24 protein-coding genes and 3 tRNA genes are annotated in these 23356 nt (G+C 72.2%); 9 read left to right on the top strand and 18 right to left on the bottom strand.

The window, feature by feature from the left end; all coding sequences use genetic code 11:
* Window positions 1–675, bottom strand: coding sequence for a helix-turn-helix transcriptional regulator (locus FHX74_RS18785; protein WP_182561707.1), 675 nt, complete (start codon window positions 673–675; stop codon window positions 1–3).
* Window positions 642–983 (bottom strand): hypothetical protein, encoded by a 342-nt coding sequence (locus tag FHX74_RS18780; protein WP_182561706.1) that lies wholly within the window; start codon window positions 981–983, stop codon window positions 642–644. The genes FHX74_RS18785 and FHX74_RS18780 overlap by 34 nt, the downstream gene beginning before the upstream one ends.
* A 335-nt stretch (window positions 984–1318) precedes the next feature.
* On the opposite strand from FHX74_RS18780, the gene FHX74_RS18775 reads away from it, so the two are divergent.
* The gene (locus FHX74_RS18775) at window positions 1319–1939 is read left to right on the top strand and encodes a maleylpyruvate isomerase family mycothiol-dependent enzyme (protein WP_182561705.1); all 621 of its coding nucleotides are present in this window, start codon (window positions 1319–1321) and stop codon (window positions 1937–1939) included.
* 198 nt (window positions 1940–2137) lie between these two features.
* Here the strand turns inward: FHX74_RS18775 and FHX74_RS18770 are convergent, their stop codons facing one another.
* From FHX74_RS18770 to FHX74_RS18745, 6 genes are all read right to left on the bottom strand, one after another.
* On the bottom strand, window positions 2138–2755 hold the full coding sequence (locus FHX74_RS18770) for a DUF305 domain-containing protein (RefSeq protein ID WP_328823925.1): 618 nt from the start codon (window positions 2753–2755) through the stop codon (window positions 2138–2140).
* A gap of 143 nt (window positions 2756–2898) precedes the next feature.
* Entirely contained in the window at window positions 2899–3339 is a 441-nt protein-coding gene (locus FHX74_RS18765; protein WP_182561703.1) for a hypothetical protein, read from the bottom strand.
* Window positions 3340–3407: 68 nt separating this feature from the next.
* Window positions 3408–3671, bottom strand: a complete 264-nt coding sequence (locus FHX74_RS18760) for a metal-sensitive transcriptional regulator (protein WP_182561702.1) — start codon at window positions 3669–3671, stop codon at window positions 3408–3410.
* Window positions 3671–4081 (bottom strand): DUF302 domain-containing protein, encoded by a 411-nt coding sequence (locus tag FHX74_RS18755; RefSeq protein ID WP_182561701.1) that lies wholly within the window; start codon window positions 4079–4081, stop codon window positions 3671–3673. The genes FHX74_RS18760 and FHX74_RS18755 overlap by 1 nt, the downstream gene beginning before the upstream one ends.
* A 106-nt stretch (window positions 4082–4187) precedes the next feature.
* The gene (locus FHX74_RS18750) at window positions 4188–5282 is read right to left on the bottom strand and encodes a cation diffusion facilitator family transporter (protein WP_182561700.1); all 1095 of its coding nucleotides are present in this window, start codon (window positions 5280–5282) and stop codon (window positions 4188–4190) included.
* On the bottom strand, window positions 5279–5659 hold the full coding sequence (locus tag FHX74_RS18745) for an ArsR/SmtB family transcription factor (RefSeq protein WP_182561699.1): 381 nt from the start codon (window positions 5657–5659) through the stop codon (window positions 5279–5281). The genes FHX74_RS18750 and FHX74_RS18745 overlap by 4 nt, the downstream gene beginning before the upstream one ends.
* Before the next feature lie 90 nt (window positions 5660–5749).
* Between FHX74_RS18745 and FHX74_RS18740 the strand changes: the two genes are divergently transcribed.
* Complete coding sequence (locus FHX74_RS18740) at window positions 5750–6085, top strand: ArsR/SmtB family transcription factor (RefSeq protein ID WP_328823924.1); 336 nt, start codon at window positions 5750–5752, stop codon at window positions 6083–6085.
* Window positions 6085–6789, top strand: a complete 705-nt coding sequence (locus tag FHX74_RS18735; RefSeq protein ID WP_182561698.1) for a cation transporter — start codon at window positions 6085–6087, stop codon at window positions 6787–6789. Before FHX74_RS18740 ends, FHX74_RS18735 begins: the two co-directional genes overlap by 1 nt.
* Window positions 6790–6940: 151 nt before the next feature.
* Here FHX74_RS18735 and FHX74_RS18730 read toward each other — a convergent pair.
* From FHX74_RS18730 to FHX74_RS18690, 9 genes are all read right to left on the bottom strand, one after another.
* Window positions 6941–7016, bottom strand: a tRNA-Lys gene (locus FHX74_RS18730).
* A gap of 68 nt (window positions 7017–7084) precedes the next feature.
* Window positions 7085–8644, bottom strand: a complete 1560-nt coding sequence (locus tag FHX74_RS18725; RefSeq protein WP_182561697.1) for a phytoene desaturase family protein — start codon at window positions 8642–8644, stop codon at window positions 7085–7087.
* Between the two features lie 16 nt (window positions 8645–8660).
* Window positions 8661–9536, bottom strand: a complete 876-nt coding sequence (locus FHX74_RS18720; RefSeq protein WP_182561696.1) for an aldo/keto reductase — start codon at window positions 9534–9536, stop codon at window positions 8661–8663.
* A 77-nt stretch (window positions 9537–9613) separates the two neighbouring features.
* The gene (locus FHX74_RS18715; protein ID WP_182561695.1) at window positions 9614–10357 is read right to left on the bottom strand and encodes a type 1 glutamine amidotransferase; all 744 of its coding nucleotides are present in this window, start codon (window positions 10355–10357) and stop codon (window positions 9614–9616) included.
* Complete coding sequence (locus FHX74_RS18710; protein ID WP_328823933.1) at window positions 10357–11478, bottom strand: Mur ligase family protein; 1122 nt, start codon at window positions 11476–11478, stop codon at window positions 10357–10359. The genes FHX74_RS18715 and FHX74_RS18710 overlap by 1 nt, the downstream gene beginning before the upstream one ends.
* Window positions 11479–11724: 246 nt before the next feature.
* Window positions 11725–12198, bottom strand: a complete 474-nt coding sequence (locus tag FHX74_RS18705) for a superinfection immunity protein (protein WP_220484159.1) — start codon at window positions 12196–12198, stop codon at window positions 11725–11727.
* Between the two features lie 131 nt (window positions 12199–12329).
* Window positions 12330–12405: transfer RNA gene (locus FHX74_RS18700), tRNA-His, on the bottom strand.
* Between the two features lie 88 nt (window positions 12406–12493).
* Window positions 12494–13171: an oligoribonuclease gene (orn, locus tag FHX74_RS18695; RefSeq protein ID WP_182561692.1), complete on the bottom strand. Its 678-nt coding sequence runs from the start codon at window positions 13169–13171 to the stop codon at window positions 12494–12496.
* Between the two features lie 29 nt (window positions 13172–13200).
* Window positions 13201–13273, bottom strand: a tRNA-Arg gene (locus FHX74_RS18690).
* A gap of 85 nt (window positions 13274–13358) precedes the next feature.
* Between FHX74_RS18690 and FHX74_RS18685 the strand changes: the two genes are divergently transcribed.
* From FHX74_RS18685 to FHX74_RS18660, 6 genes are all read left to right on the top strand, one after another.
* Complete coding sequence (locus FHX74_RS18685) at window positions 13359–14903, top strand: PrsW family intramembrane metalloprotease (RefSeq protein ID WP_182561691.1); 1545 nt, start codon at window positions 13359–13361, stop codon at window positions 14901–14903.
* Between the two features lie 136 nt (window positions 14904–15039).
* The gene (locus FHX74_RS18680; RefSeq protein WP_182561690.1) at window positions 15040–15555 is read left to right on the top strand and encodes a single-stranded DNA-binding protein; all 516 of its coding nucleotides are present in this window, start codon (window positions 15040–15042) and stop codon (window positions 15553–15555) included.
* Between the two features lie 189 nt (window positions 15556–15744).
* On the top strand, window positions 15745–17427 hold the full coding sequence (ettA, locus tag FHX74_RS18675; RefSeq protein WP_182561689.1) for an energy-dependent translational throttle protein EttA: 1683 nt from the start codon (window positions 15745–15747) through the stop codon (window positions 17425–17427).
* 453 nt (window positions 17428–17880) lie between these two features.
* On the top strand, window positions 17881–18564 hold the full coding sequence (locus tag FHX74_RS18670) for a helix-turn-helix domain-containing protein (RefSeq protein ID WP_182561688.1): 684 nt from the start codon (window positions 17881–17883) through the stop codon (window positions 18562–18564).
* Window positions 18565–19069: 505 nt separating this feature from the next.
* Entirely contained in the window at window positions 19070–19474 is a 405-nt protein-coding gene (locus tag FHX74_RS18665) for a VOC family protein (protein ID WP_182561687.1), read from the top strand.
* A gap of 79 nt (window positions 19475–19553) precedes the next feature.
* Complete coding sequence (locus FHX74_RS18660; RefSeq protein ID WP_182561686.1) at window positions 19554–20426, top strand: class I SAM-dependent methyltransferase; 873 nt, start codon at window positions 19554–19556, stop codon at window positions 20424–20426.
* Here FHX74_RS18660 and FHX74_RS18655 read toward each other — a convergent pair.
* Complete coding sequence (locus FHX74_RS18655; protein WP_182561685.1) at window positions 20413–23259, bottom strand: FAD-binding and (Fe-S)-binding domain-containing protein; 2847 nt, start codon at window positions 23257–23259, stop codon at window positions 20413–20415. The genes FHX74_RS18660 and FHX74_RS18655 overlap by 14 nt on opposite strands.
* Window positions 23260–23356 lie beyond the last annotated feature (97 nt).

The raw sequence follows: 23356 nt of genomic DNA, 5'->3' as shown, positions 1-23356 counted from the left end.
TCAGTCCTTCCTCAGGGTGACGCTGGGCGGCTGACCGTAGGCCTGCCGGTAGGCGACCCCGAAGCGGGGCAGGCTGGGAAAGCCCCACCGGGCGGCGATGGCGGTCACGGTCTGCCCGTCTCCCGGCTCGGCGTTCCGCAGGTCGTGGTGGGCGGCGGCGAGGCGGGCCCGGCGGAGATAGCCCATCGGCGTGGTCCCGAGATGGCGGCGGAAGGTGGGCTGCAGGGCACGCGGAGTGACCCGGGCGGCGGCGGCGATCTCACCGAGGGTCACGGGCCGGTCGAGATGGGAGTCGATGAACGCGACGGCTCGACGCAGCGAGGCCGGGGGGCAGCCGCCGACCGGGACGTCGTCGGCGCGGAGGCTGGTGTTGCGGAAGCAGGTCAGGGCGGTGGCGCTGAGCAGGCGGTTGAGGCTGTCGGCGAGCAGCGCTCCGTCGGGGTGGCCGGCGTTGGCGACGGCGACCCGCTGCACCAGGGTGACGACCTGGTTCCACTGCAGCGCGGCGACCGGTGAGACCGCGCTGTCGAAGCTGAACTCGACGTGCCCGGGACCCTGCCCGGTGGGGTCGGCCTGGGCGGCGACGTCGTCGACGAGACTGGCGTCCAGCAGCACCATCGAGGCGTCGAGGCTGCGCCAGCTCACCCGGTAGGGAACGGTGGGGGGCAGTACCACCGCCGCACCGGTGCCGAGCCGGTGTTCGCGCCGGGTCGCCTCGTAGCCGGCGGTCGGCGACCGCGCTGGTGGACGCCGAGCCGGTCGATGCCGTCGCGGGCGTGCAGGGCGACCGCCATCGAGTGCCGGACCCGGCTGATCGAGCCGGTGGCGATCCGGGTGAAGTCACTGCTGAAGCGGAAGTCCTGCTCCGACCCACGGATGGCCAGCGCGAAGTCGGTGTAGGTCCGGCGCAGGTAGGCGTGTCCCTCGTCGGGGCTGGTGGTGCTGAAGCGGACGATCTTGAAGCTTCTGGAAGCGAACTCCACGACGTCCTCCCGCACGGTGTCGCAGGCAGCCCGGGCGGGTGGCTCGGCCACGGACGACGTCGACTATGCCAGAAAACGAAGCCTTGGCTACCTCTGGCGTCCGATCGGTCGGCGGCTGGTTGGCGGTGCTCTGTGGAGCGGCTAGGCATGGCTCAGGTGCGCCGGAGATCCCGGGATCGGTGCGTGCCCAGGCTCCGTCGGTACAGAAGTGTCGCCGGCGGAGCCGCGCACCCTGTTCGGTACGGCAGAGGGGCTCGCGGAACGGAACCGGTTCCGATGGGCGGTGCGCCGCGAGGGGATCGAACTCCGCATCCGCTCTGCGGCATCCTGGCCAGGTGGCTCCTTCCTTGATGTCGTTCGCGGTAGACGAGCGTGCAGACTTCCTGCGGCTGCTCGACGAGCTGCGGGAGACGGATTGGGGAGCTGCCACCCTGTGTGAGGGGTGGTCTGTGCGTGACGTCGTTGCGCACGTCCTGAGCTTCGAGGACCTGTCCCTGCCGGCGGCGATGCGGTTGATCGTGCGCGGCAAGGTCGGGCGGACGTCGGCGAACGAGCTCGCGATGGCGCCGTTCACACCTGCGTCGCCCGCTGATCTGACCGCACGGATGCGTGAGCACCTGCGACCGGCCGGGCTCACGGCGGGGTTCGGAGGCGGAATCGCTCTCACCGACGGCATGATCCATCAGCAGGACATCCGTCGTCCGCTCGGGAAACCGCGGACGATCCCGATCGAACGGGTTCTGGCAGCGTTGCGGATCGCCCTGCGCGCACCCACCCTGCCCAGCCGGCGCCGCGTGTCGAGAGTCCGGCTCGTGGCCTCGGATGCTGACTGGGTTCACGGCGTCGGGCCTGAGGTCCGCGGCCCGGTCGAGTCGCTTCTGATGCTGACGGCAGGCCGTGGTGTGGCGGCGGCCGAGTGTTCCGGACCCGGCGTGGAGGTGTGGAACAGGTCGTGACACTGCGTCGACCGGAGGACCGCCCGAGGCGGAGCGAGGACCTGGCCGCCGCCCGGCTGTGCCCAGCGCCGCCCTTCACCCCACAGAGCCAGACTCAGCACCGTGGGGCGACGTCCGGCTGCCTGAGCCCCGTCCGCCGCCTGGGGTGCCCGCCACTGACGGGCACCCCACCGCGTTTCGGCGAGAACCAGTAGCCGGCTATCTCACGTCAGCCAGCAGTTCGGTCATGGTCGTGATCTCGGCCGACTGACTGGTGACGATGCTCTGCGCGAGTGTCTTGGCCTGAGCGTTCTGGCCGTTGGCGAGCTCGCTCTCGGCCATGGTGATGGCGCCCTTGTGGTGGGTGATCATGCCGTTGAGGAAGAGCTTGGCGGCTTCGTTCCCGGAGGCGTTCTTCAGCTTGTCCATGTCGGCCTGGCTCATCATGCCGTCGCCCGTGCCGCCGTGGTCCATCCCGCCCATGCCGCCGGCAGACGGACTGGGGTCCTCTCCCCAGCCGGCCAGCCAGCCGCTCATCATGGTGATCTCCGGTGCCTGAGCGGCTTTGATCTTCGTGGCGAGGGCGGTGACGTCGTGGTCGATCCCGGACTTGGCCAGGATCATGTCGCTCATTTCGACCGCCTGGCGGTGGTGCGGGATCATCATCTGGGCGAACATCACGTCCGCATCGTTGTGCGCTCCGGTCGCCGGTGCTGCCGTCCCGGCGGTGGAGCTGGTGGTCGGCGTGTTCGCGCCCATGCCGGGCATGCCCGACATCGTGGAGGTGTTGCTGCAGGCTCCGGCCAGCAGGGTGACGGCCGCGGTGAGGGCGGCCACGGCAAGACGCCGGGTCTGCCGAGACGTGGTGGAACGCATGGTGTGGTGCCTTTCGAGAGTGATCAGAGGGTCTGGTCGGTCTGTGCCGACGGAGCTGCCGCGGAGCCCGGGACGGGCTCGGCGGGGACGTCGGTGGGACGGGATCAGGTCCTGCTGATGCACAGCTCGCGGAGAGTTGGTCCGCGTGAACGACGACCGGTGAGGACGCCGACGGTCCTCAAGGCGGCGAACGCACGGAACACGCGAGGCTGGAGCGAGCTCCGGTGCCAGACCGCAACGACCAGGAGCAGCAGCACGGCCAGGCAGGTCATCTGCGTCACCTGCTGATCAGGACGTCCCACGAGGCCCGCCGGCGCGCGGTCCGTGCCGATGCCCGGAGAAGACGCACTCGGATCGCCGCGATAGCTGTGCGGTGTCATCCCGTTCGGCCCCGCGGCGACGGCCTGTTCCGGTGCGGCGACGCTCATCCCGCCGTGGTCACCGGACAGCTGGTGCATGGCGATGACGCCCAGCGCGGTGAGGATCACGGCGAGCAGAAGGAGCGCGCGCGACCGACCGGCACGGTGCCGACCGAACGTCTCCACCCACTCACCGTACCGCGCAGTTCACATACCACCGGGGGGTATAGGGCTCCAGGGCTCTGACCCGGGCTTCAGGCGAGGGAGAGGAACAGCTTCTCCATCTTCTGGACGTCCAGGCTCTCGACGCCGTCGTCGGCGATGCACTGCTTGAGCCCGGTGGCCACGATCGAGAATCCGGCCCGGTCGAGCGCTCGGCTCACCGCAGCCAGCTGGGTGACGACGTCCTCGCAGTCCTGGCCCTCGTCGAGCATGCGGATCACCGCGTCCAGCTGGCCGCGCGCTCGCTTGAGTCGATTGGCTGCCGGCCGGACGGCCGACTGGTCGAGCTGGACCATCAAGCCTGCTCCACACGAGTGCCACCGAGGGCGTCGAGTGCGGTGCGCAGCCGACCAGCGGCCTCGTCGGACACCGCCTGGAGCGTGGGGTTGCCTGTCACCGCCAGCATCATCTGCGGGTCGACCGCCTCGACCACGGTGGTGGTGTCCGAGCTCGCCCTCACCACGACGTTGCAGGGCAGCAACAGGCCGATCGACGGTTCCGCCTCGATCGCGGCGTGGGCCAGCGGGGGCCGACACGCGCCGAGGATCACCTGGGGGGCGATCTCCGCGTCGAGCTTGGCCTTCAGCGTGGCCTGCAGATCGATCTCGGTGAGCACGCCGAAGCCCTGGTCCGCCAGGGCTCGACGGGTGTCGGCCAGGACGGTCGCGTGAGGTCGTTCGACGGTAGTGCGCAGCGCGTAGGTCATGACCCGAATATACCCCCAGGGGTATAATCGACTCGCCGGGGCCGGCGGCCGCTTGCTGGTCCGCTCAGGACGGGTTCGCTGCTCTTGCCATCCATGAGGGCCAGACTCAGCAGAGCTTCACAGGAATCTGTTGAGCCTCGTGGTGGGTCGCGGGATGGAGTCGCACCACGTCCACGCCTGACAGGGCGGAGTGGATGGCCTGGTCGGCCTGGTGTTCGAGCTGGTGAAAGCGCCCCACCGGAAGTGTCGGATCGGTGGTCACGGTGGCTTCCACGGACAGGCGGTGCCCGAGCCAGCGCATGCGGACCTCGCGGACGTCGAGGATCCCGGGCACGGTTCGCAGCACGTTCTCGCCGCGGGCGACCAGGGTGGGGTCAACGCCGTCGAGGAGCCGGCGGCCGATGTCGCGGGCGGTGCCGATCAGCAGTACGACGATGGCGATGCTGATGAGGAGTCCGACGATCGGGTCGGCGAGGGGGAAGCCGAGCCAGACCCCGATGACGCCGAGGACGACGGCGAGTGAGGTGAAGCCGTCGGTGCGGGCGTGGATGCCGTCGGCGACGAGTGCGGCCGATCCGATCTGTCTGCCGACGCGGATCCGGTAGACGGCCACCAGCTCGTTGCCGGCGAAGCCGATCAATCCGGCCACCAGCACCCACCCGAGGTTGTCCAGCGGTTGGGGTGCGAAGAAGCGACGGATGGCTTCGTAACCGGCCAGGATCGAGGACAGCGCGATCATCGCGACGATGAAGAGCCCGGCGAGGTCTTCGACGCGGCCGTAGCCGTAGGTGTAGCGGCGAGTGGCGGTGCGCCGGCCGAGGACGAAGGCGACCCACAGCGGGACGGCGGTCAGGGCGTCGGAGAAGTTGTGGATGGTGTCGGCGAGTAGCGCGACCGAGCCGCTCACCAGGAAGACGACGGTCTGGAGAGCGGCGGTGACGGCGAGGGCGACCAGGCTCAGCTTGACCGCGCGGATGCCGGCGGCACTCGCCTCGAGCGCGTCGTCGATCGAGTCGGACGCATCATGGCTGTGCGGGACGAACAGTCCGTGGAAGAAGCCCTTGACCCCCTTCGGGTGCGCATGCCCGTGGTCGTGCCCGTGGTCGTGCCCGTGGTCGTGCCCGTGGTCGTGCCCGTGGTCGTGCCCGTGGCGGTGGTCCTCGGTGGTCTCTGAGCTGTCGACGGGCTGGCGGCTGTTCATCTGGCCCCCTCGGTGCTCCGGCCAGCGGGCGCGGTCTCACTCGGGGTGCGGTGGTGGCGGGGGATCTCGTCGATCGCGTGTTCGGCTTGGTGGATGGCGTCGCGGACGAGCTGGCTGACGTGGTCGTGGGCGAGCTTGTAGAAGACGCGGGTGCCTTCCTGCCGGGTGGTGACCATGCGACCCATCCGCAGCTTGGCCAGGTGTTGCGAGACGCCGGTGGGGGACTTGCCGATGAGGTCGGCGATGGTGTTGACCGAGAGCTCGCCGTCGCCGAGGGCGAGGACGATGCGCACGCGCGTGGGGTCGGCAAGCATGGCGAACACCTCGACTGCCAACTCGACGTAGGCATCCTCGCTTGACTGCATGCCTTCGATCATGCGCAGATAATAAGGCAGGGCTGGCTGCACGTCGGACTGTGCCCGGATCAAGGATTGTCTGAATTAAGGCATCTCTGTAACGTCAGCAGAGTGCTGGTGCTGGCTGACGAGATCGAGGCGATGACGCGGTTCGGGCGGGCCCTGGCCGACCCGATCCGCTGTCGGTTGTTGCTGATCCTGCAGAGCGGATCCGCCTACCCGTCCGACATGGCTGAGGAACTGGGCGTGAGCCGGGCCAGGCTGTCGAACCACTTGGCTTGTCTGCGCGATTGCGGACTCGTCGTCGCCGTTCCGGTCGGGAGAAGGCAGCGCTACGAGCTCGCTGACCGGCGTCTGGGGCACGCCATCGCCGATGTCCGTTCGGCGGTTCTCGCCGTCGCCACCGATCCGCAGTGCGTCGACGCCGACCGCGAGGGTTGCTGCTAATGGCGATCGAGATCGGCCTTCGCCCGCTCAGTCCGGCCCGACGTGAGGCGGTGGTCCGGCGGATCCGGTGGTTGGTGGCGGCCACCATCAGTTACAACGTCGTGGAGGCCGTCGTGGCCCTCACGGCCGGAGCGCTGGCGTCCTCGGTGGCGTTGGTGGCCTTCGGCCTCGACTCGATCATCGAGGTGTCCTCGGCCGCCGCGGTCGCGTGGCAGTTCGCGGCTCGCACGCCTGAGCAACGCGATCGCCGTGAACGCCGCGCTCTCCGCGTCATCGCGCTGTCGTTCTTCGCTCTCGCCGCCTACGTCAGCGTGGACGCGTTGACGGCCCTCCTTCGCGGTCATCAGGCAGGTACGTCGCTGCCGGGCATCGTGCTCGCGGCCTTGTCGGTGCTGATCATGCCGGTGCTGTCCGCCGCTCAGCGCCGCGCCGGTCGTCAGCTGGGGTCGGCTACCGCGGTGGCCGACTCCAAGCAGACCTTGATCTGCACCTACCTGTCGGGCGCACTGCTCGTCGGTCTCGTCGTGAACGCACTGCTCGGCTGGTCCTGGGTCGATCCGGTCGTGGCTCTGGCCATCGCTGGGCTGGCGATCCGGGAGGGGATCACCGCCTGGCGGGGTGATGCCTGTTGTGCGCCTGCAGGGCTCAGTGTCCGGGCCGCCGACGGTTGCGCCGGGTGTGGCCCGGACTGCGACTGCTGCTGACGGTCGACATCCGCGCCCAGTGCAGTCCGGGTCGCTCGCTGTGTTCCAGCATGCTTCGCCCGCGTGAGGGCGGGCTCCCAGGTCGTGCCCTGCACGGTCGCCAGAAACGCACGAACCGCCGGAGCCTGCTGGCTCCGGCGGTTCTGGTGGATGGTGCGCCGCGAGGGAATCGAACCCCCAACCCGCTGATTAAGAGTCAGCTGCTCTGCCTATTGAGCTAGCGGCGCGCGAGGGAAGACACTACCAGCCGACCGGGTGGACCCGAAATCGCCGCACTCGGACGCGCACACCGGGCTCAGCCGGCGGCCTCCAGCACCGCCATCGCGGCGCTGTGACCGCCCAGAGCGGAGACCGCGCCGCCGCGTCGGCTGCTCGACCCGCACCGCAGCAGCCCGGGGTGGTCGGTGGCGACGCCCCAGCGCTCGGCAGCACTACCGGCGGGCTCGTCGTCGTCGAGCCACGGCCAGCTGAGGTCGCCGTGGAAGATGTGGCCGCCGGGCATCCCCAGCTCTGCCTCGACGTCGAGCGGGCTCATCGCCTCCAGGCACGGGCGACCCTCCGGATCGCGGGCCAGGCAGTCCTCGAGCGGCTCGGCCAGCACGGCCTGCAGCCCCTCGAGCGCCGCCCGCACGGCCCGGTCCCGCGCGCCGTCGGGATCGGCGCGGAAGAGCCCGGCCGGCGTGTGCAGCCCGAACAGGGTGAGCGTCTGCCAGCCCTGAGCCACCAGCTCCGGAGCGAGGATCGTCGGGTCGGTCAGGGTGTGGCAGTAGACCTCGCAGGGCAACGGGTCGGGCAGTGCGCCGGCGGTGGCCAGTGCGTGCGCCTCGGCCAGCCGTCGGTAGCCCTGGCCGACGTGCAGGGTGCCGGCGAACGCGACCCGCGGGTCGATCCCCGAGGCCAGCGCGGGCAGCCGGCGGAGCAGCATGTTGATCTTCAGCTGGTTGCCCTCGGGGACGTCGTCCGGCTCCAGCCCGAGCAGCCGATCGGTGACGGCGTCGGCGCAGTTGAGCAGCACCGTCGGCGCGACCACGGTGTCACCGTCGGCCAGCACGACCCGCCAGCGGCGGCCGTCCCCGTCGAGGGCGGTCACCGCGGCCCGCTCACGCAGCTCGGCGCCGGACCGCCGGGCGGCGGCGACGAGGGCGTCGGCCACGGCGCCCATCCCGCCGAGGGGCACGGCCCACTCCCCGGTGCCGCGGCCGACCACGTGGTAGAGGAAGCACCGGTTCTGCCGGAGCGTCGGGTCGTGGGCTCCGCTCTCGGTGCCGATCAGCGCGTCGGTGAACACCGTGCCCCGGACGAGGTCGTCGGCGAAGGTGCCTTCGACCAGCTCGCCGAGCGGCCGTTCGGTGACCAACGACCACAGCTCCGGGTCGACCCGGTCGGCGAGCTCGGCAGCACGGGGGAGCGGGCCGGTCAGGGTCGGCGCGATCGCGGCGGCCAGGGTGCCGATCCGGTCGTGGAACTCCTGCCAGCGCCGGTGCTCGGCCTGGTCGCCGGTGCGGGTCGCGAACGACCTGCGGGTGGCCTCACCCTCCGGGCGCTCGACCAGCAGCCCGTCGGCCCGGCCGTCGCGCTCGTACGGGCTGTAGCTGGCCACCGCGCGCGAGCGCAGCCGCAGCTCGAGGCCGAGGTCGTCGACGAGCTGCTGCGGCAGCAGCGAGACCAGGTAGCTGAACCGGGACAGCCGGGCCGGGACGCCGGGGAAGACCGCGTCGCCGGCCACCGCACCGCCGAACCGGTCCCTCGCCTCGCAGACCACCACCCGGCGTCCGGCCCGAGCCAGGTAGGCGGCGGCGACCAGACCGTTGTGGCCACCGCCGACCACCACCACGTCGGCGCGGGTCTCGCTCATCGGGACACCCTGTCCGTCAGCGTGTGGCGTTGATCGCCGCCAGCTCGTCGGCGGTCAGCTGCAGATCGGCCGCCCGGGCCGAGTCGGTGATCGAGGCCGGCCGGCTGGCGCCGGGGATCGGGATCACGTGCCGGCCGAGCGAGAGCTCCCAGGCCAGCACGACCTGCTGCGGGCTGACGCCGTGCGCCTGCCCGATCTCGCCGAAGATCGCGAACTCCTCACCGACCTGGGTGGCGCCGCCGCTGGTGCCGCCGAGCGGGCTCCACGGCAGGAAGGCCGCGCCCACCTCGCCGCAGCGGTCGAGCTCGTCCTGGCTCGACCGGAACCGCGGGCTGAACTCGTTCTGCACGCTGGCCAGGCCACCCTCACCGAGCACCTGCACGGCGATGTCGATCTCCTCGACGTTGGCGTTGGAGATGCCGACCGCCTTGATCTTGCCCTGCTCCTGCAGCTTCTTGAAGTTCTCGATCGCGTCGCCGTAGACCATCCAGCGGTCGGGCCGGTGCCACTGGTAGAGGTCGATGACGTCGACCTCGAGCGCGGCCAGCGACTTCTCCACCGCCTGGGTCAGGTAGTCCAGCGAGGCGTTGCGGCCCCACTCCTCGCACTGGCTGCGGGTGATCCCACCCTTGGTGCCGATCACCACGCCGTCGGGACGTCCGCCGAGCTTCTTGAGCGCCTTGGCCACGATCTTCTCGTTGTGGCCCATGGTGTCCCAGCTCGGCGCGTACACGTCGGCGGTGTCGATGAAGGTGACCCCGGCGTCGAGGGCGGCGTGCACGGTGGCGATCGCCTGCTCCTCGCTGGGCTTGACGTTGCCGCCCATCGAGAACGGCATCGCGCCGAGGCCGATGGCGGAGACGGTGAACGGTCCGAGGGTGCGGGTCTGCATGGTCCCGACCCTATGCGCGCCGCCCCGACCTCCCACCGCGGGAGTCAGCGCGGAGTCAGCGCGCAGTCAGCTCGGGGTCAGCGCGGGGAGCGGCGGACCGCGGCCAGCCGCTGACGGCGCAGCTCGGTGATCTCCGGACGGTCGAGCGGTGCGAGCTCGACGCCGGTCGCGGTGGCGATCAGGTGGTCGGCCAACGCCGGGTTGCGGGCCAGGGCGGGTCCGTGCGGGTAGCTGCCGATCACCGTGCCCTGGACGGCGCCCTCGGTGCCGTCGCCGCAGTTGCCGATGCCGACCTCCACCCGCGCCAGCGGTCGTGCGCGGTCGCCGAGCCGGGTGTAGCCGCCGTGGTTCTCGAAGCCGGTCAGCCAGCGTTCCTCGTCGGGCCGGGAGTCGTCCTCCCAGCGGCTGAGGATCTCCCCGACCGCGCGGACCGGGCCGCGGGTGGTGGTGACGTCGAGCAGGCCGAGGCCGTCGATCACGGTGTCGTCCGCGCCGACGGTGAAGCTGTTGCCGACGATCTGGTACCCCGCGCAGACCGCGAACACCACGGCGCCGCGGTCGGCGGCCCGGTGCAGCGCCCCGTCGGCGGTCAGCCCGCGCACGGCGGTGATCTGGGCGGCGTCCTCACCGCCACCGAGCAGGTAGATCGAGCCGGTGTCGGGCAGCGCCTCGCCCGGCTCGACCACGGTGAGCTCGGGGGTGAAGCCGTGCCAGGCCAGCCGCCGGGCCAGCACGGTGGCGTTGCCGCGGTCCCCGTAGATCCCCAGCAGCGACTGGTAGATCAGCACCACCTCGACCCGACCGCGCCCGGCGCTCGCCATCACAGCCCTCCCATCTTGCGCAGCCGCTGGAACGGCGTGTAGGTGGCGATCACGTCGACCGGCGCGTCCTGGTCGCCTGCTCCGGCCGCAGCGAGCGCCTCGGCGAGGTCGGGGACGCAGCGGTGCTCGACCCCGGCGTAGGTCAGTCGGACGGCCAGGTCCTGCGCGCGCGGGCCGGTGGCCACCACCGTGCGTCCGGCCAGCTGCTCGTACTCGACGTCCCACAGCCAGGACACGTCGCGGCCGTCGGCGGCGGCGGAGTCGATGGCCAGCACCACCGTGCCGGTCCGGGCCAGCGGGAGCGCCTCGGCCCAACCGGCCGGGTTCTTGGCCAGCAGCAGCCGGGCGGTGACGTCCCCGAACCGCGCCGTGCCGAACCGGCCGGCGGGCGCGGTGACCGTCCGCATCCCGCGCACCGCGATCTCCGGATCGACCCCGAAGACGTCGGCACCGGCCAGCGCGCAGGCGGCGTTGCTGACGTTGAAGGCGCCCGGCAGCTGGAGCTCGGGTCTCCAGACCCGGCCGTCCGGGCCGACCACGGTGTCCTCGACGACGCGCCATGACGCGGTGGGCTGCGCCAGGTCGCAGCTCGAGCAGCGCCACCAGCCCCCGCGTCCGCCGACGTGGTCGGGCTGCTCGCGGAGCAGCATCGCCCCGCAGGCCGGGCAGAGCGAGGCGTCCTGGGTCCACTGGGTGGCGGTGTCGACGTAGACGACGCGGTGTGCGGTCTGCGCCGCCCACACGATCAGCGGCTCGTCGGCGTTGGCCACCACCACCGGGCCGTCGGCGCCGGCGCGCTCGAGGGCGATCCGCCAGCTGCGTCCGAGCGCGGTGATCTCGTGGTGCCGGTCGAGCTGGTCCCGGCTGAAGTTGAGCAGCACCAGCACCTCGGGCCGCCCGAGCCGGATCAGGTCGGCCACCACCCGTTCGTCGGTCTCGAGCACCGCGGTGGTGGCCCGGGGGCGCTCCGACAGAGCCGAGGCGATCCCGTGGTGCAGGTTGGCGCCGTCGGCGTTGTGCACCAGCCGGTCCTCGGGCACGCCGGTGGCCCGCAGCTGCTCGCGGACGGCGGCCGCCAGCAGGTGCGTCGTGGTGGTCTTGCCGTTGGTGCCCGACACCATCGCCACCCGCTTGCCCGCGAGCAGGGTGCCGAGCGCGCCCGGGGCGAGCCGGAGCAGCAGCGTGCCCTTGATCGAGGCCCCGCTGCCGCGTCCGGCCGCGCGCGAGGCCAGCGCCGCGGCGCTGCCGGCCAGGGTGGCCAGCCGGAGCCGCAGCCGGCCGGTCGCGCTCGGTCGGGTGGTGACGCTCATGGCGTCATTGTTCCCGACCCGGGCGCCCGGACCGGTCAGCGGCGGGCGGAGGGCGGGTCAGACGGTCGGCGGCCAGTAGCCGACCGGCGGTTCGGGCACCGGACGCTGGTCGAGCCGCGGTGGGGTCGCCGCCGACCAGGTCGGGCTGCTCTGGTGCAGCTGGTTGGGGCCGTACAGGGCCGGCGGGGCTGGGGCGATCCCGTACTGCGGCAGGGCCGGCTGCGGCGGCAGGGCGGCGACCAGGACCGGTCCGTGCGCAGGGCGGTCGTCGTTGAGGCAGGCCATCACCAGCGCGGCGACCCAGCCGACCAGGCTCCAGCCGAGGAACAGGTTGATCAGGGCGATGGCCACCACGTTGCGCTTGTTGCGGGTCGCGGCGACGGCCCAGGGGAGCAGGTAGAGCGCGGTCCCCACCGCGAGCACCCAGGCGATCACCACGTGCGCGGTCGACGACCGGTGCGGCGGGGCGACGACCGACCAGACGGCCGGGACGGGCGTGGGCGGGACGTAGCCGTACGGGGGCTGGCTCACGGGTGACTCCTGGGTCCAGGGACCGGCTGGTCCCGGAGGCATCGTCGCCCGCGCCGCGGAGCGCGTGTGCAGCGCTGCAAGGTTTCGATGCCGAGTCGTGACCCAGGGCGGACCGACCGGAACGGAGGGGGTGGGGTGAGCGACGGGTCTCGAACCCGCGACCTCCTGGACCACAACCAGGTGCTCTACCAACTGAGCTACGCCCACCATGCTCTCGAGCGCCTCGGAGGGCCTCGCAGCCCGAGAAGTGTAGCGGCTGGACGGCGCGGGCCGGAAATCCGTCGGCGGAGGTCGATCAGCCTTCGGAGGTGGCCTCGGTCGGGGTCTCGGTCGCGGGCTCGGTCGGGGGCTCGATCGCGGCCTTGGTGCCGGTGACCGAGCCGCCGTGCCGGCCGGCGATGTCGCGGGCGGTGGCGGAGTCGGGACCGGGTGCGGGGACGAAGATCGCCTCGCGATAGAAGCGGAGCTCCTCGATCGACTCCTGGATGTCGGCCAGGGCGCGGTGGTTCCCGTGCTTGGAGGGGGTCTGGTAGTAGGTCCGTGGGTACCAGCGGCGGGCGAGCTCCTTGACGCTGGAGACGTCGACGTTGCGGTAGTGGACGTAGCCCTCGAGGGTCGGCATCTGCTTGGCCAGGAACGCCCGGTCGGTGCCGATCGAGTTGCCGGCCAGCGGCGGGCGGCGGCCCTCGGGGACGTACTGCTTCAGATAGTCCAGCACCTTCTGCTCGGCATCCGCGAGGGTGACTCCGGCCTCGAGCTGGTCGAGCAGCCCCGAGTGGGTGTGCATGTCGCGGACGAAGTCGCTCATCTGGTCCAGCGCGGTGGACGACGGCTTGATCACCACGTCGACGCCTTCGCCGAGCACCCGGAGCTCGCTGTCGGTGACCAGAGCGGCGACCTCGACGAGCTCGTCGACACCGAGGTCGAGACCCGTCATCTCGCAGTCGATCCAGACCAGGTGCTCGCCGCTCATTGACGACACTCTAGTCAGCCGCACTCCGGCGCCCCGGGCAGGAATCGAACCCGCAATCGGCGAGGTAGAAGCTCGCTGCCTTATCCATTTGGCCACCGGGGCCTCGACTCCACTCTAGTGGCGACGGCGTCCGAGCCCGGGCCCTGAGCGCCGGGCGCTCGACCTCGGGCTGGGTACGCTGGCGAGCGTGTCTGCAGGCGAGCTGACCCGACCGGACTTCCCGGCCCCGACCGGACGGCCGTCCGGCCGCTCGCGCCGCCTGCCGCTGCCGTTCCGCCGCGACCCGCAGGACCCGCGTCGCCAGGCCGCCCGGAACGGCCTGCCGATTCCGCCCGACCCGCGCGAGCCGCTGCCCCGGCAGCTGCTCCGGAAGCGGATGTTCTGGCTGACCGTGGTGATGCTGGTCGTCTACGCGACCCTGCTGGTGCTGCTCTACCAGCAGATCGTCCCCGACCAGCGGACGCGGACCGGGATCGTCCCCGGGCTGGGGGAGGAGGCCGTGCCGCTGGCGGCGAAGTACGCGGCGATCACCCTGATCCCGCTCTCGCTGCTCTTCGTGATCACCGACCGGTTCCGCCCGCAGCGGTTCTGGGTCTGGTTCATGACCCTCGGCTGGGGCGCCTGCGTGGCCACCCTCATCGCCGCCCAGGTCAACACCTGGGCCGCCGGCTACCTCTCCATCCAGGGTGACGGCGATCCCGCCAGCGCCACCCGCGCGGCGATCTACGTGGCGCCGTGGGTGGAGGAGGCGTGCAAGGCCACCGTGCTGTTCTGGCTGGCCATCCTGATGCGCTACCAGTGGGTCAGCCGGGTCAGCGGCATCGTGCTCGCCGGGCTGTCGGGTGCCGGCTTCGCGTTCACCGAGAACATCCTCTACTACGGCCGCGCCTACCACTACGCGTCCCAGACGATCGGTGTCACGCCGGATCAGGCGATCCAGGAGCTGTTCTGGCTCCGCGGGGTCAAGACGTTCTTCGGGCACCCGCTCTTCACCTCGATGACCGGGATCGGGCTGGCCATCGGGATGCGGTCGAAGAGCAAGGTGGTCCGCGTGGTGGCCCCGCTGGCCGGCTACTGCGCGGCCGCGTTCCTGCACATGAGCTTCAACACCACCGCGTCGCTGGCCCAGGGCACCCAGCTGGTGATCATCTATCTCGCGGTCGCGCTGCCGCTGGTCGCCGGCGTGGTGATCTTCACCGTCCGGCAGATCTTCCGCGAGGGTCGGCTGATCCGCGAGCGGCTCACCGACTACGCCCGGATGGGCTGGGTGCCCACCGAGTGGGTCGTCCCGGGCAGCCGGTTGCGCACCCGGCTCCGGGCGCTGTGGCACGCGCTCTTCCTCGGTCCGCGGACGCTGGTCGACACCGTGCTGCTGCAACGGTCGCTGACCGAACTGGCCTACCTCCGCGACGCGATGACCCGCGGCCTGGTCGACCGGGCCGGGCTCGAGCGGGAGAAGTACCTGCTCGCCCGGCTGCGCCGCCTGGGCAGCTCCGGGGTCCTCCGGCCCGAGGGCCGGGCCGCCTACCCGCGGCTGCGGCGCCGGGCGACGGCACCGGTGGGCTACGCGCCCGCGGCCTACCCCGGCCCGGCCGGGATCGGCGGCAACTACCCGGCCTACCCCGGCTATCCGGCGCCGCCGCCCGGTCAGCTGCCGGGGAGCGCGCCGATCGGTCCCGCCGCGGTGCAGTACTCGGAGGTCGACCCCGAGTGGAAGCCGCCGCCGGGCTGAGCCCGTCCACAGCTCCACTCACCCCCGAAGTGCCGTCCACAGGCGCGCTCTCTCCGGTGCTGCCCTTCGGCCGACCGTCCCAGGGTGCTGGTCGAGAGCGGTGCCACCCGGCCCGCGACGACCGAGAGGGACGGCGATGGACGCCCAGATCAGCATCACCGGCAACGTCGGCACCGAGGTGGAGGTCCGCGCCACCCGCAACCAGCAGTCGATGGCCACCTTCCGGGTGGCGTGCACCCCGCGCTACCGGGCCAGCAGCGGCGAGTGGACCGACACCGACACCACCTGGATGACCGTCCGCTGCTACCGCTGGCTGGCCGAGAACGTGGCCACCAGCCTGCGCAAGGGCGACCCGGTCGTCGTGGTCGGGCGGCTCCGGACCAGCGTCTGGAACGACGACAAGGGCGTCCGGCACGAGCGGGCCGAGATCGACGCGGCCAGCGTCGGCCACGACCTCACCCGGGGCACCACACACTTCCGGCGTTCGGACCGGCCGGCGACGGAGGCGGCCGGGACCGGCGAGCACACCGGCGACCCCGACGCCGGGGCGGGCGTCGTCTCCGCCGACCCGTGGGTCACGCCGTCGGAGCAGGCCGGCGAGCAGACCGGTGACGAGCTCGACGACCGGGTCGACCTCGTCCCCGCTCCCTGAGCTCGACGGATCCCGGCCCCGCCGCGGCGGCCCCGGGGCAGCCCTCCCCGCGGACGGGCGTCAGGGTTGGGGGACGCGATAGGTTGGTCCACCGGCCGTCCGTGGCGCTCCGCGCCGCCCTGGCAGAAGCTGGAGCCCGGGCGACGGCCGGCACCCGACCTCGATCGTCTGTGAAGGATCCGACCCACCATGGCTGAGTTCATCTACTCGCTGCGCAACGTCCGCAAGGCGCACGGCGACAAGGTCGTGCTCGACAACGTCACCCTCGACTTCCTGCCGGGGGCCAAGATCGGCGTGGTCGGTCCCAACGGCACCGGCAAGTCGACCCTGCTCAAGCTGATGGCCGGGCTGGAGAACGCCAACAACGGCGAGGCCCGCCTGGCCAAGGAGGCGAGCGTCGGCATCCTGCTCCAGGAGCCGCCGCTGACCGAGGGCAAGACGGTGCTGGAGAACGTCGAGGAGGCCGTCGCCGAGACCAAGCAGATGATGGCGCGGTTCGAGGAGATCTCGGCGGCGATGGCCGACCCGGACGCCGACTTCGACGCGCTGATGGCTGAGATGGGCGACCTGCAGACCGAGCTCGACCGCCGTGGGGCCTGGGAGATCGACAGCCAGCTCGAGCAGGCGATGGACGCGCTCCGCTGCCCGCCGGGCGACGCCCAGGTCGACGTGCTCTCGGGTGGCGAGCGGCGCCGGGTGGCGCTGTGCAAGCTGCTGCTCCAGCAGCCGGACCTGCTGCTGCTCGACGAGCCGACCAACCACCTCGACGCCGAGAGCGTGAACTGGCTCGAGGGCCACCTCAAGAGCTACCCGGGCGCGGTGCTCGCCGTCACCCACGACCGGTACTTCCTCGACAACGTGGCCGAGTGGATCCTCGAGATCGACCGCGGCCGCACCTACCCCTACGAGGGCAACTACTCGACCTACCTCGACACCAAGCGCTCCCGGCTCCAGCTCGAGGGCCGCAAGGACGCCAAGCGGGCCAAGATCCTCGAGCGCGAGCTCGACTGGGTGCGGTCGAACCCGAAGGCGCGACAGGCCAAGAACCGGGCGCGGCTGGCCCGCTACGAGGAGCTCGCGGCCGAGGCCGAGCGCGCCCGCAAGCTCGACTTCGAGGAGATCAACATCCCCGGTGGCCCGCGGCTGGGCAGCCAGGTGCTCGAGGTCAGCAAGCTGGTCAAGGGGTTCGGGGACCGCAAGCTGTTCGACGGGCTGAGCTTCTCGCTGCCGCGGGCGGGCATCGTCGGCGTGATCGGCCCGAACGGCGTCGGCAAGTCGACCCTGTTCCGGATGATCGTCGGGGAGGAGACCCCGGACGAGGGCAGCCTGAGCGTCGGCTCGACGGTCAGCATCAGCTACGTGGACCAAAGCCGTGCCGGCCTGGACCCGAAGAAGAACGTCTGGGAGCTGGTCTCGGACGGGCTGGACTTCATCAAGGTGGCGAACTTCGAGATGCCGTCGCGGGCCTACGTGGCCTCGTTCGGCTTCAAGGGTCCGGACCAGCAGAAGCCGGCCGGGGTGCTCTCCGGCGGTGAGCGCAACCGGCTGAACCTGGCCCTCACGCTCAAGATGGGCGGCAACCTGCTGCTGCTCGACGAGCCGACCAACGACCTCGACGTCGAGACCCTGCAGTCGCTCGAGGACGCCCTGCTCGAGTTCCCCGGCTGCGCCGTGGTGATCTCCCACGACCGGTGGTTCCTCGACCGGGTCGCCACCCACATCCTCGCCTGGGAGGGCGACGACGAGGACCAGTCCCAGTGGTTCTGGTTCGAGGGCAACTTCGCCGACTACGAGGCCAACAAGGTCGAGCGCCTCGGCGCCGAAGCCGCCCGCCCGCACCGGGCCACCCACCGCCGCCTCACCCGCAGCTGACGACGGTGCCCTGAGCTTGTCGAAGGGTCGACCCCTGGTGCCCTGAGCCTGTCGAAGGGCGGGCCCACGGTGCCCTGAGCCTGTCGAAGGGCGGGCCCACGGTGCCCTGAGCCTGTCGAAGGGCGAGTGCGGTGCGCGGGCCGGCGCTGCGACAGGCTCAGCGCGCGTTCTCGATCTCGGTGCTCAGCGGACTTTCCCGCCCACGGTGCCCTGAGCCTGTCGCAGGGCGGGCCCACGGTGCCCTGAGCTTGTCGAAGGGCCGACCGACGGTGCCCTGAGCTTGTCGAAGGGCCGACCCACGGTGCCCGAAGGCTGTCGAAGGGCGAGTGCGGTGCGCGGACCGTCGCTTCGACAGGCTCAGGGCGCGTTCTCGATCTCGGTGCCTTGAGCCTGTCGAAGGGCAGGTGGACGAGCCCCGCAGCAGGTGTCAGGCCGGGCTGCCAGGATGGCGTCATGTATCGGGAACGGCCGTCGGCGTTCGCCGGGGCCGGGCTCTGGACGACGACCGCCGACGATCCGGCCGCGCCGGAGGACGGCGTGGTCCTGCCCGACGGTTGCGTCGACCTGCTCTGGCTCGGTGGCGACCTCGTGGTCGCGGGGCCGGACACCCGCCCGCAGACCTCCGACGGTGTCCCCGGTCCGGTGACGGGGCTGCGGTTCGGGTCCGGGCTGCTGCCGTGTCTGCTCGGCGTTCCCGCGGGAACGCTGCGCGACCGCCGGGTGCCGCTCGACGAGCTCTGGCCGAGCGGCACGGTGCACCGCCGACGCGACCGGATGGCTCGCGATCCTGGCTGCTTCGAGACCGTGGCGCTCGGGCTGTTGGCCGACCGGACCGCCGACCCGGCGATGCCGCGGGTCGCCGCCTGGTGCCGAGCCGGTCTGAGCAACCGGGCGATCGTCGCCCGGACGGGCTGGAGCGAGCGGACCCTGCACCGTCGCGCCCTCGCCGCCTTCGGCTACGGCACCCGCACCCTGACCCGGATCCTCCGGTTCCAGCAGGCCCTGTCCGGCCTCCGCGCCGGCGACTCGCTCGCCGGGATCGCCTCCGCCGCCGGGTACGCCGACCAACCGCACCTGACCCGCGAGGTCCGCGCGCTCACCGGCCGCACGCCGACCGCTCTTCGCACCACGCCTTGAGCTCGGACGGGCGAGCCGTGCGCTTCGACGGGCTCAGCGCGCGGACGGGCGGCCCGGGCGCTTCAAACAGGCTCAGCGCGCGGGCGGGCGGGCCGTGCGCTTCGACAGGCTCAGCGCGCGTTCCTCCCCGCGGTGCCGTGAGCGCGGCTCGCGACCACCGTGCCCTGAGCCTGTCGAAGGGCGACTGGGTGTGTTCGGCGCTTCGACAGGCTCAGCGCGCGTTCCCCACGACGGCGCCCTGAGCGCGGGTCGCGACCACGGTGCCCTGAGCCTGTCCAAGGGCAAGTGGACGAACATGCTCGGCGCTTCGACAGGCTCAGCGCGCGGACGGGCGAGCTGGACGCTTCGACAGGCTCAGCGCGCGGAGGGGCGTGCTGGGCGTTCCACGGGCTGAGCGCGCTTTCTTCGGTCCGGTTGGTTCGAGCACGGTCGTCCCGGTTGCGGGCGCGCGGCTGTGGCCGATTCGTTCAAGACACCGGGAGTGCGGGTGCCTAGCGTGAGCGGCATGAGCACTCCACAACTGGCCGTGATCGAGATCGTCGTCCAGGACATGGCGCGGTCGCTGGCGTTCTACCGAGCCCTCGGGCTGGACGTCCCCGCCGAGGCGGACGACGCGCCGCACGCCGAGGTGACCCTGCCGGGCGGGCTGCGGCTGGCCTGGGACACGGTCGCGGTGATCCACAGCTTCGACCCCGACTGGACCCCGCCGACCGGCGGCCACCGCCAGGCGCTCGCCTTCGCCTGCGCCAGCTCGGCCGAGGTCGACGCCACCTACGCCTCGCTGGTCGCCGGCCCGGGCGAACCGCACCTCGCACCCTGGGACGCCTTCTGGGGCATGCGGTACGCCGTCGTCCACGACCCCGACGGCAACCCCGTCGACCTCTTCGCCCCGCTCCCGGCGGCGAACTGACGCTGGTCGAGCGAGCGCGACCGCCCGTCGGCAGGCTCAGGGCACCGTCTTGCCGAGCGGCGTGGCAGCATCGCGCCCCGTGACCAGCCATGACCGGACGGCCGAGCCGGACTACCTGCGCGACAACCGGGCCAACTGGGACGACCGCGCGATCCTGCACGCCGAGAGCCCCGACTACCGGGTGGCCGAGTTCCTGGCCGACCCGACCGTCCTCAGCGACGCGGTCCGCTTCGACCTCCCGCGGCTCGGCGACGTCGGCGGTCTGCGCGCCGTCCATCTGCAGTGCCACATCGGCACCGACACCGTCAGCCTGGCGCGGCTCGGTGCCCGGCCGACCGGGCTCGACCTCTCACCCGGGTCGATCCGGCAGGCCGAGCAGCTGGCCGAGCGGACCGGCGCGGAGGTCGCCTGGGTGGTCAGCGACGTGTACGACGCGGTCGCCGCGCTCGGGCCGACGCTCGGGACCGGCGACGCGCGCGGTGCGTACGACCTCGTCTACGTCAGCCTCGGCTCGCTCGGCTGGCTGCCGTCGGTCGACCGCTGGGCCGCGGTGGTCGCCGACCTGCTCCGTCCCGGCGGTCGGCTGTTCCTCCGCGAGCTCCACCCGGCGGCGACCGCGGTGGTGGCCACCGACGACGGCCGGCTGGCGGTCGAGCAGCCGTGGTTCGAGCAGCCCGAGGCGCAGATCGACGACGTCGCCGTCAGCTACGTCGCCACCAGCCGCGCGCTGACCGCCACCCGCAGCCACTGGTTCAGCCACGGCCTCGGCGAGCTGATCACCGCGGTGCTCGGCCACGACCTGCGCCTCACCGCATTCGAGGAGCACGACACCGCGCCGTTCCGCGCCTTCGGCGACCAGATGGAACCGGTGGGCGTCGGCGAGTACCGACTCGTCGACCGTCCCGAGCGGCTGCCGCTGAGCTACACGCTGCAGGCGGTCAGGAGCTCCTGAGGGTCAGCAGCTCGGCCAGCGTGACCGCGTCCTTGCCGCCGAGCTCGGCCAGCTGGGTCCGACAGGAGAACCCGTCGGCCAGCACCACGGCGTCCGGGTGCTTCCGGACCGCCGGCAGCAGGTCGTGCTCGGCCACCTCGAGCGACACCTCGTAGTGGCCCTTCTCGACGCCGAAGTTGCCGGCCAGCCCACAGCACCCGCCGACCGTGGTGACGGTCGCGCCGGTGGCCTCCAGCAGCCGCGCGTCGGTCTGCCAGCCGAGCACGGACGCGTGGTGACAGTGCGGCTGGGCCACCACCTCGAGACCGGCGAGGTCCGGCGGCTGCCACTGCCCGCGGTCGCTCAGGTCGGTGAGCAGCTCGGCCAGCGTCCGGACCGCGCCCGCGACCAGCGGCACCCGGTCGTCGTCGGGGAGCAGCTCGGGGGCATCGCTGCGCCAGACCGCGAGGCACGAGGGCTCCAGCCCGACGATCGGGACCCCGGCGCGGGCGTACGGGGTGAGCACGTCGAGCGCCTGTCGCAGCTGGCGGCGGGCACCGTCGAGCTGGCCGGTGCTGATCCAGGTCAGTCCGCAGCAGGCGTCGCGCTCGAGGAAGCGTGGCGCGTACCCGACCGAGGCCAGCAGACCGGTCACCGCCTCGACGCCGTGTCCGGTGAAGGAGTCGGAGAAAGAGTCGACCCAGACGACGACCTCGCCGAGCGGGGCATCCCCCGTGGGCGGGCTGACCCGCTCGCGGGCCGATCGGTCGGCGAACTTCGGCAGGCTGCGACGCTGGTCGACGCCGGCGCTCCAGCGGACCAGCGAACGCAGCCCGGGCAGCCCGGTGGTGAGGTTGACCAGGGCGGCCAGTCCGGGCACCCGGGTGATCATCCGGCCCCAGCGCGGCAGCCAGCCGAGCGCGTAGTGGCTGCGCGGGCGCAGCCTGCCGGCGTAGGTCCGGTCGAGCACCTGGGCCTTGTACGCCGCGATGTCGACCCCGGTGGGGCAGTCGCGCCGGCATCCCTTGCAGGACAGGCAGAGGTCGAGCGCCTCGTGCACCTCGGGGGCCGACCAGCCTCCGGTGACCAGCTCGCCGTTGATCATCTCCTGCAGGGCGCGGGCGCGACCGCGGGTGGAGTCCTTCTCCCGGCCGGTGGCCTGGTAGGACGGGCACATCACCCCGAGCCCGGGCGTCGTGTCGGCCAGGCACTTGCCGACGCCGGTGCACCGGTGCACGTCGGTGTTGAAGTGCGGATCGGCGAGCGCCAGCGGGCGCCGGACGGACTCGGCGACCCGGAGGTCGGCGTCGAGCGGACGCGGCGCGACCAGCACGCCGGGGTTCATCCGGTCCTGCGGGTCGAAGATCGTCTTGACCTGTCCGAAGAGCGCGATCGCGGCGGGGGAGTACATCCGCGGCAGCAGCTCGGAGCGGGCCCGGCCGTCGCCGTGCTCGCCCGACATCGACCCGCCGTAGCCGGCGACCAGATCGGCGGCCGCCTCGACGAACCCGCGGTAGACCGCCGGACCGGACGAGTCCTGGAAAGGGAAGTCGATCCGGATGTGGGTGCAGCCGTCGCCGAAGTGGCCGTAGGGCAGCCCGGCCAGACCGTGCTCGGTGAGCAGCGCGTCGAAGTCGCGCAGATAGCGACCCAGCTGCGCCGGCGGCACCGCCGAGTCCTCCCAGCCGGCGTGCGCGGGCCGGCCCAGACCGACGGCGGCCAGACCGGCGCCGTCCTCACGGATCTTCCACAGCGCGGCGGCCTCGGCGACGTCGGTGACCACCCGGCCGTCCAGCGGCTCGGCAGCCGCCAGCACCCGGGCGGCGCGGTCGGCGAGCTCGCCCGGGTCGTCGCCGCTGAGCTCGACGAACATCCAGCCCTCGCCGCGCGGCAGCGGCGGGATCGCACCGGTGCCCTGGCGCTCGCGGACCACGTCGACCAGCCGGGAGTCCAGCCCCTCGCAGGCGGTCGGCCCGAACGGCAGCACCGCGGTCACCGCGTCCGCCGCCTCGGGCATGCTCGGGTAGCCGAGCGCGACCAGCACGTGGTGCGGCGCGTCGGCGACCAGCCGCACGGTGGCGGTGACGATCGTGCCCAGCGTGCCCTCGGTGCCGGCCAGGAAGCGGGCCAGGTCGAACCGGCGCTCGGGCAGCAGGTGCTCGAGGCTGTAGCCGGAGACCTGCCGGCCGAACCGGCCGAACTCGGTGCGGATGGTGCCGAGGTTGTCCTGCACCAGCCGCTGCAGCGCGGTCAGCGTGGGCGACCCCGACGGCGCGTTGTCGGTGCCGACCTGCAACCGCTCGCCGGACCCGGTGATCAGGTCGAGGCCGAGCACGTTGTCGGCGGTCTTGCCGTAGCCGAGGGCCCGCGGACCACAGGCGTTGTTGCCGATCATCCCGCCGATCGTGCAGCGGGTGTGGGTCGACGGGTCCGGCCCGAACCGCAGCCCGTGCGGCGCGGCCGCCTTCTGCAGCGCGGCCTGGACCACGCCCGGCTGCACCACGGCGAGCCGCTGCTCCGGGTCGATCCGGCGGATCCCGTTGAGCGAACGGCGGAAGTCGATCACCAGACCCGGGCCGACGGCGTTGCCGGCCACCGACGTCCCCGCCCCGCGGCTGGTCACCGGGACCCCCACCTCGCGGGCCACCCCGAGGACGTCGACCAGCTCGGCCTCGGTGCGCGGGTGCGCGACCGCCTGCGGGACCACCCGGTAGAGCGAGGCGTCGGTCGAGTACAACCCGCGGGTCAGGGTGCTGGTGTCGACTAGGTCGTCGAGCCGGTGGCGGCGGATCGCCGCGAGCAGATCGGCACCGACCTCGGAGCCGGTCGGGTCGGTGCGCAGCAGGATGGCCATCGCCGCTCAGCCTAATCGGGCGGCGGCGTCCGGCCCGGCGGCTCTCAGCGCCGCACCGAGCCGGGCCCGGGCGGACCAGGTGCGGTGGACGAGGTGC

This window comes from Microlunatus kandeliicorticis (genome assembly GCF_014137855.1).
Taxonomy (GTDB): Bacteria; Actinomycetota; Actinomycetes; order Propionibacteriales; family Propionibacteriaceae; genus Microlunatus; species Microlunatus kandeliicorticis.
The sequence above is the reverse complement of the archived record's forward strand: the minus strand, read 5'-3'. Positions and strand labels throughout refer to the sequence as shown.

What these genes read in the sequence shown, in the direction of transcription:
- FHX74_RS18760 (WP_182561702.1), bottom strand. Translation starts at nt 3,671, where the DNA reads ATGGTCCAGCTCGACCAGTCGGCCGTCCGGCCGGCAGCCAATCGACTC.
- FHX74_RS18755 (WP_182561701.1), bottom strand. Translation starts at nt 4,081, where the DNA reads ATGACCTACGCGCTGCGCACTACCGTCGAACGACCTCACGCGACCGTC.
- FHX74_RS18750 (WP_182561700.1), bottom strand. Translation starts at nt 5,282, where the DNA reads ATGAACAGCCGCCAGCCCGTCGACAGCTCAGAGACCACCGAGGACCAC.
- FHX74_RS18745 (WP_182561699.1), bottom strand. Translation starts at nt 5,659, where the DNA reads ATGATCGAAGGCATGCAGTCAAGCGAGGATGCCTACGTCGAGTTGGCA.
- FHX74_RS18735 (WP_182561698.1), top strand. Translation starts at nt 6,085, where the DNA reads ATGGCGATCGAGATCGGCCTTCGCCCGCTCAGTCCGGCCCGACGTGAG.
- FHX74_RS18725 (WP_182561697.1), bottom strand. Translation starts at nt 8,644, where the DNA reads ATGAGCGAGACCCGCGCCGACGTGGTGGTGGTCGGCGGTGGCCACAAC.
- FHX74_RS18720 (WP_182561696.1), bottom strand. Translation starts at nt 9,536, where the DNA reads ATGCAGACCCGCACCCTCGGACCGTTCACCGTCTCCGCCATCGGCCTC.
- FHX74_RS18715 (WP_182561695.1), bottom strand. Translation starts at nt 10,357, where the DNA reads ATGGCGAGCGCCGGGCGCGGTCGGGTCGAGGTGGTGCTGATCTACCAG.
- FHX74_RS18710 (WP_328823933.1), bottom strand. Translation starts at nt 11,478, where the DNA reads ATGGTGTCGGGCACCAACGGCAAGACCACCACGACGCACCTGCTGGCG.
- orn (WP_182561692.1), bottom strand. Translation starts at nt 13,171, where the DNA reads ATGAGCGGCGAGCACCTGGTCTGGATCGACTGCGAGATGACGGGTCTC.
- FHX74_RS18680 (WP_182561690.1), top strand. Translation starts at nt 15,040, where the DNA reads ATGGACGCCCAGATCAGCATCACCGGCAACGTCGGCACCGAGGTGGAG.
- ettA (WP_182561689.1), top strand. Translation starts at nt 15,745, where the DNA reads ATGGCTGAGTTCATCTACTCGCTGCGCAACGTCCGCAAGGCGCACGGC.
- FHX74_RS18670 (WP_182561688.1), top strand. Translation starts at nt 17,881, where the DNA reads ATGTATCGGGAACGGCCGTCGGCGTTCGCCGGGGCCGGGCTCTGGACG.
- FHX74_RS18665 (WP_182561687.1), top strand. Translation starts at nt 19,070, where the DNA reads ATGAGCACTCCACAACTGGCCGTGATCGAGATCGTCGTCCAGGACATG.
- FHX74_RS18655 (WP_182561685.1), bottom strand. Translation starts at nt 23,259, where the DNA reads ATGGCCATCCTGCTGCGCACCGACCCGACCGGCTCCGAGGTCGGTGCC.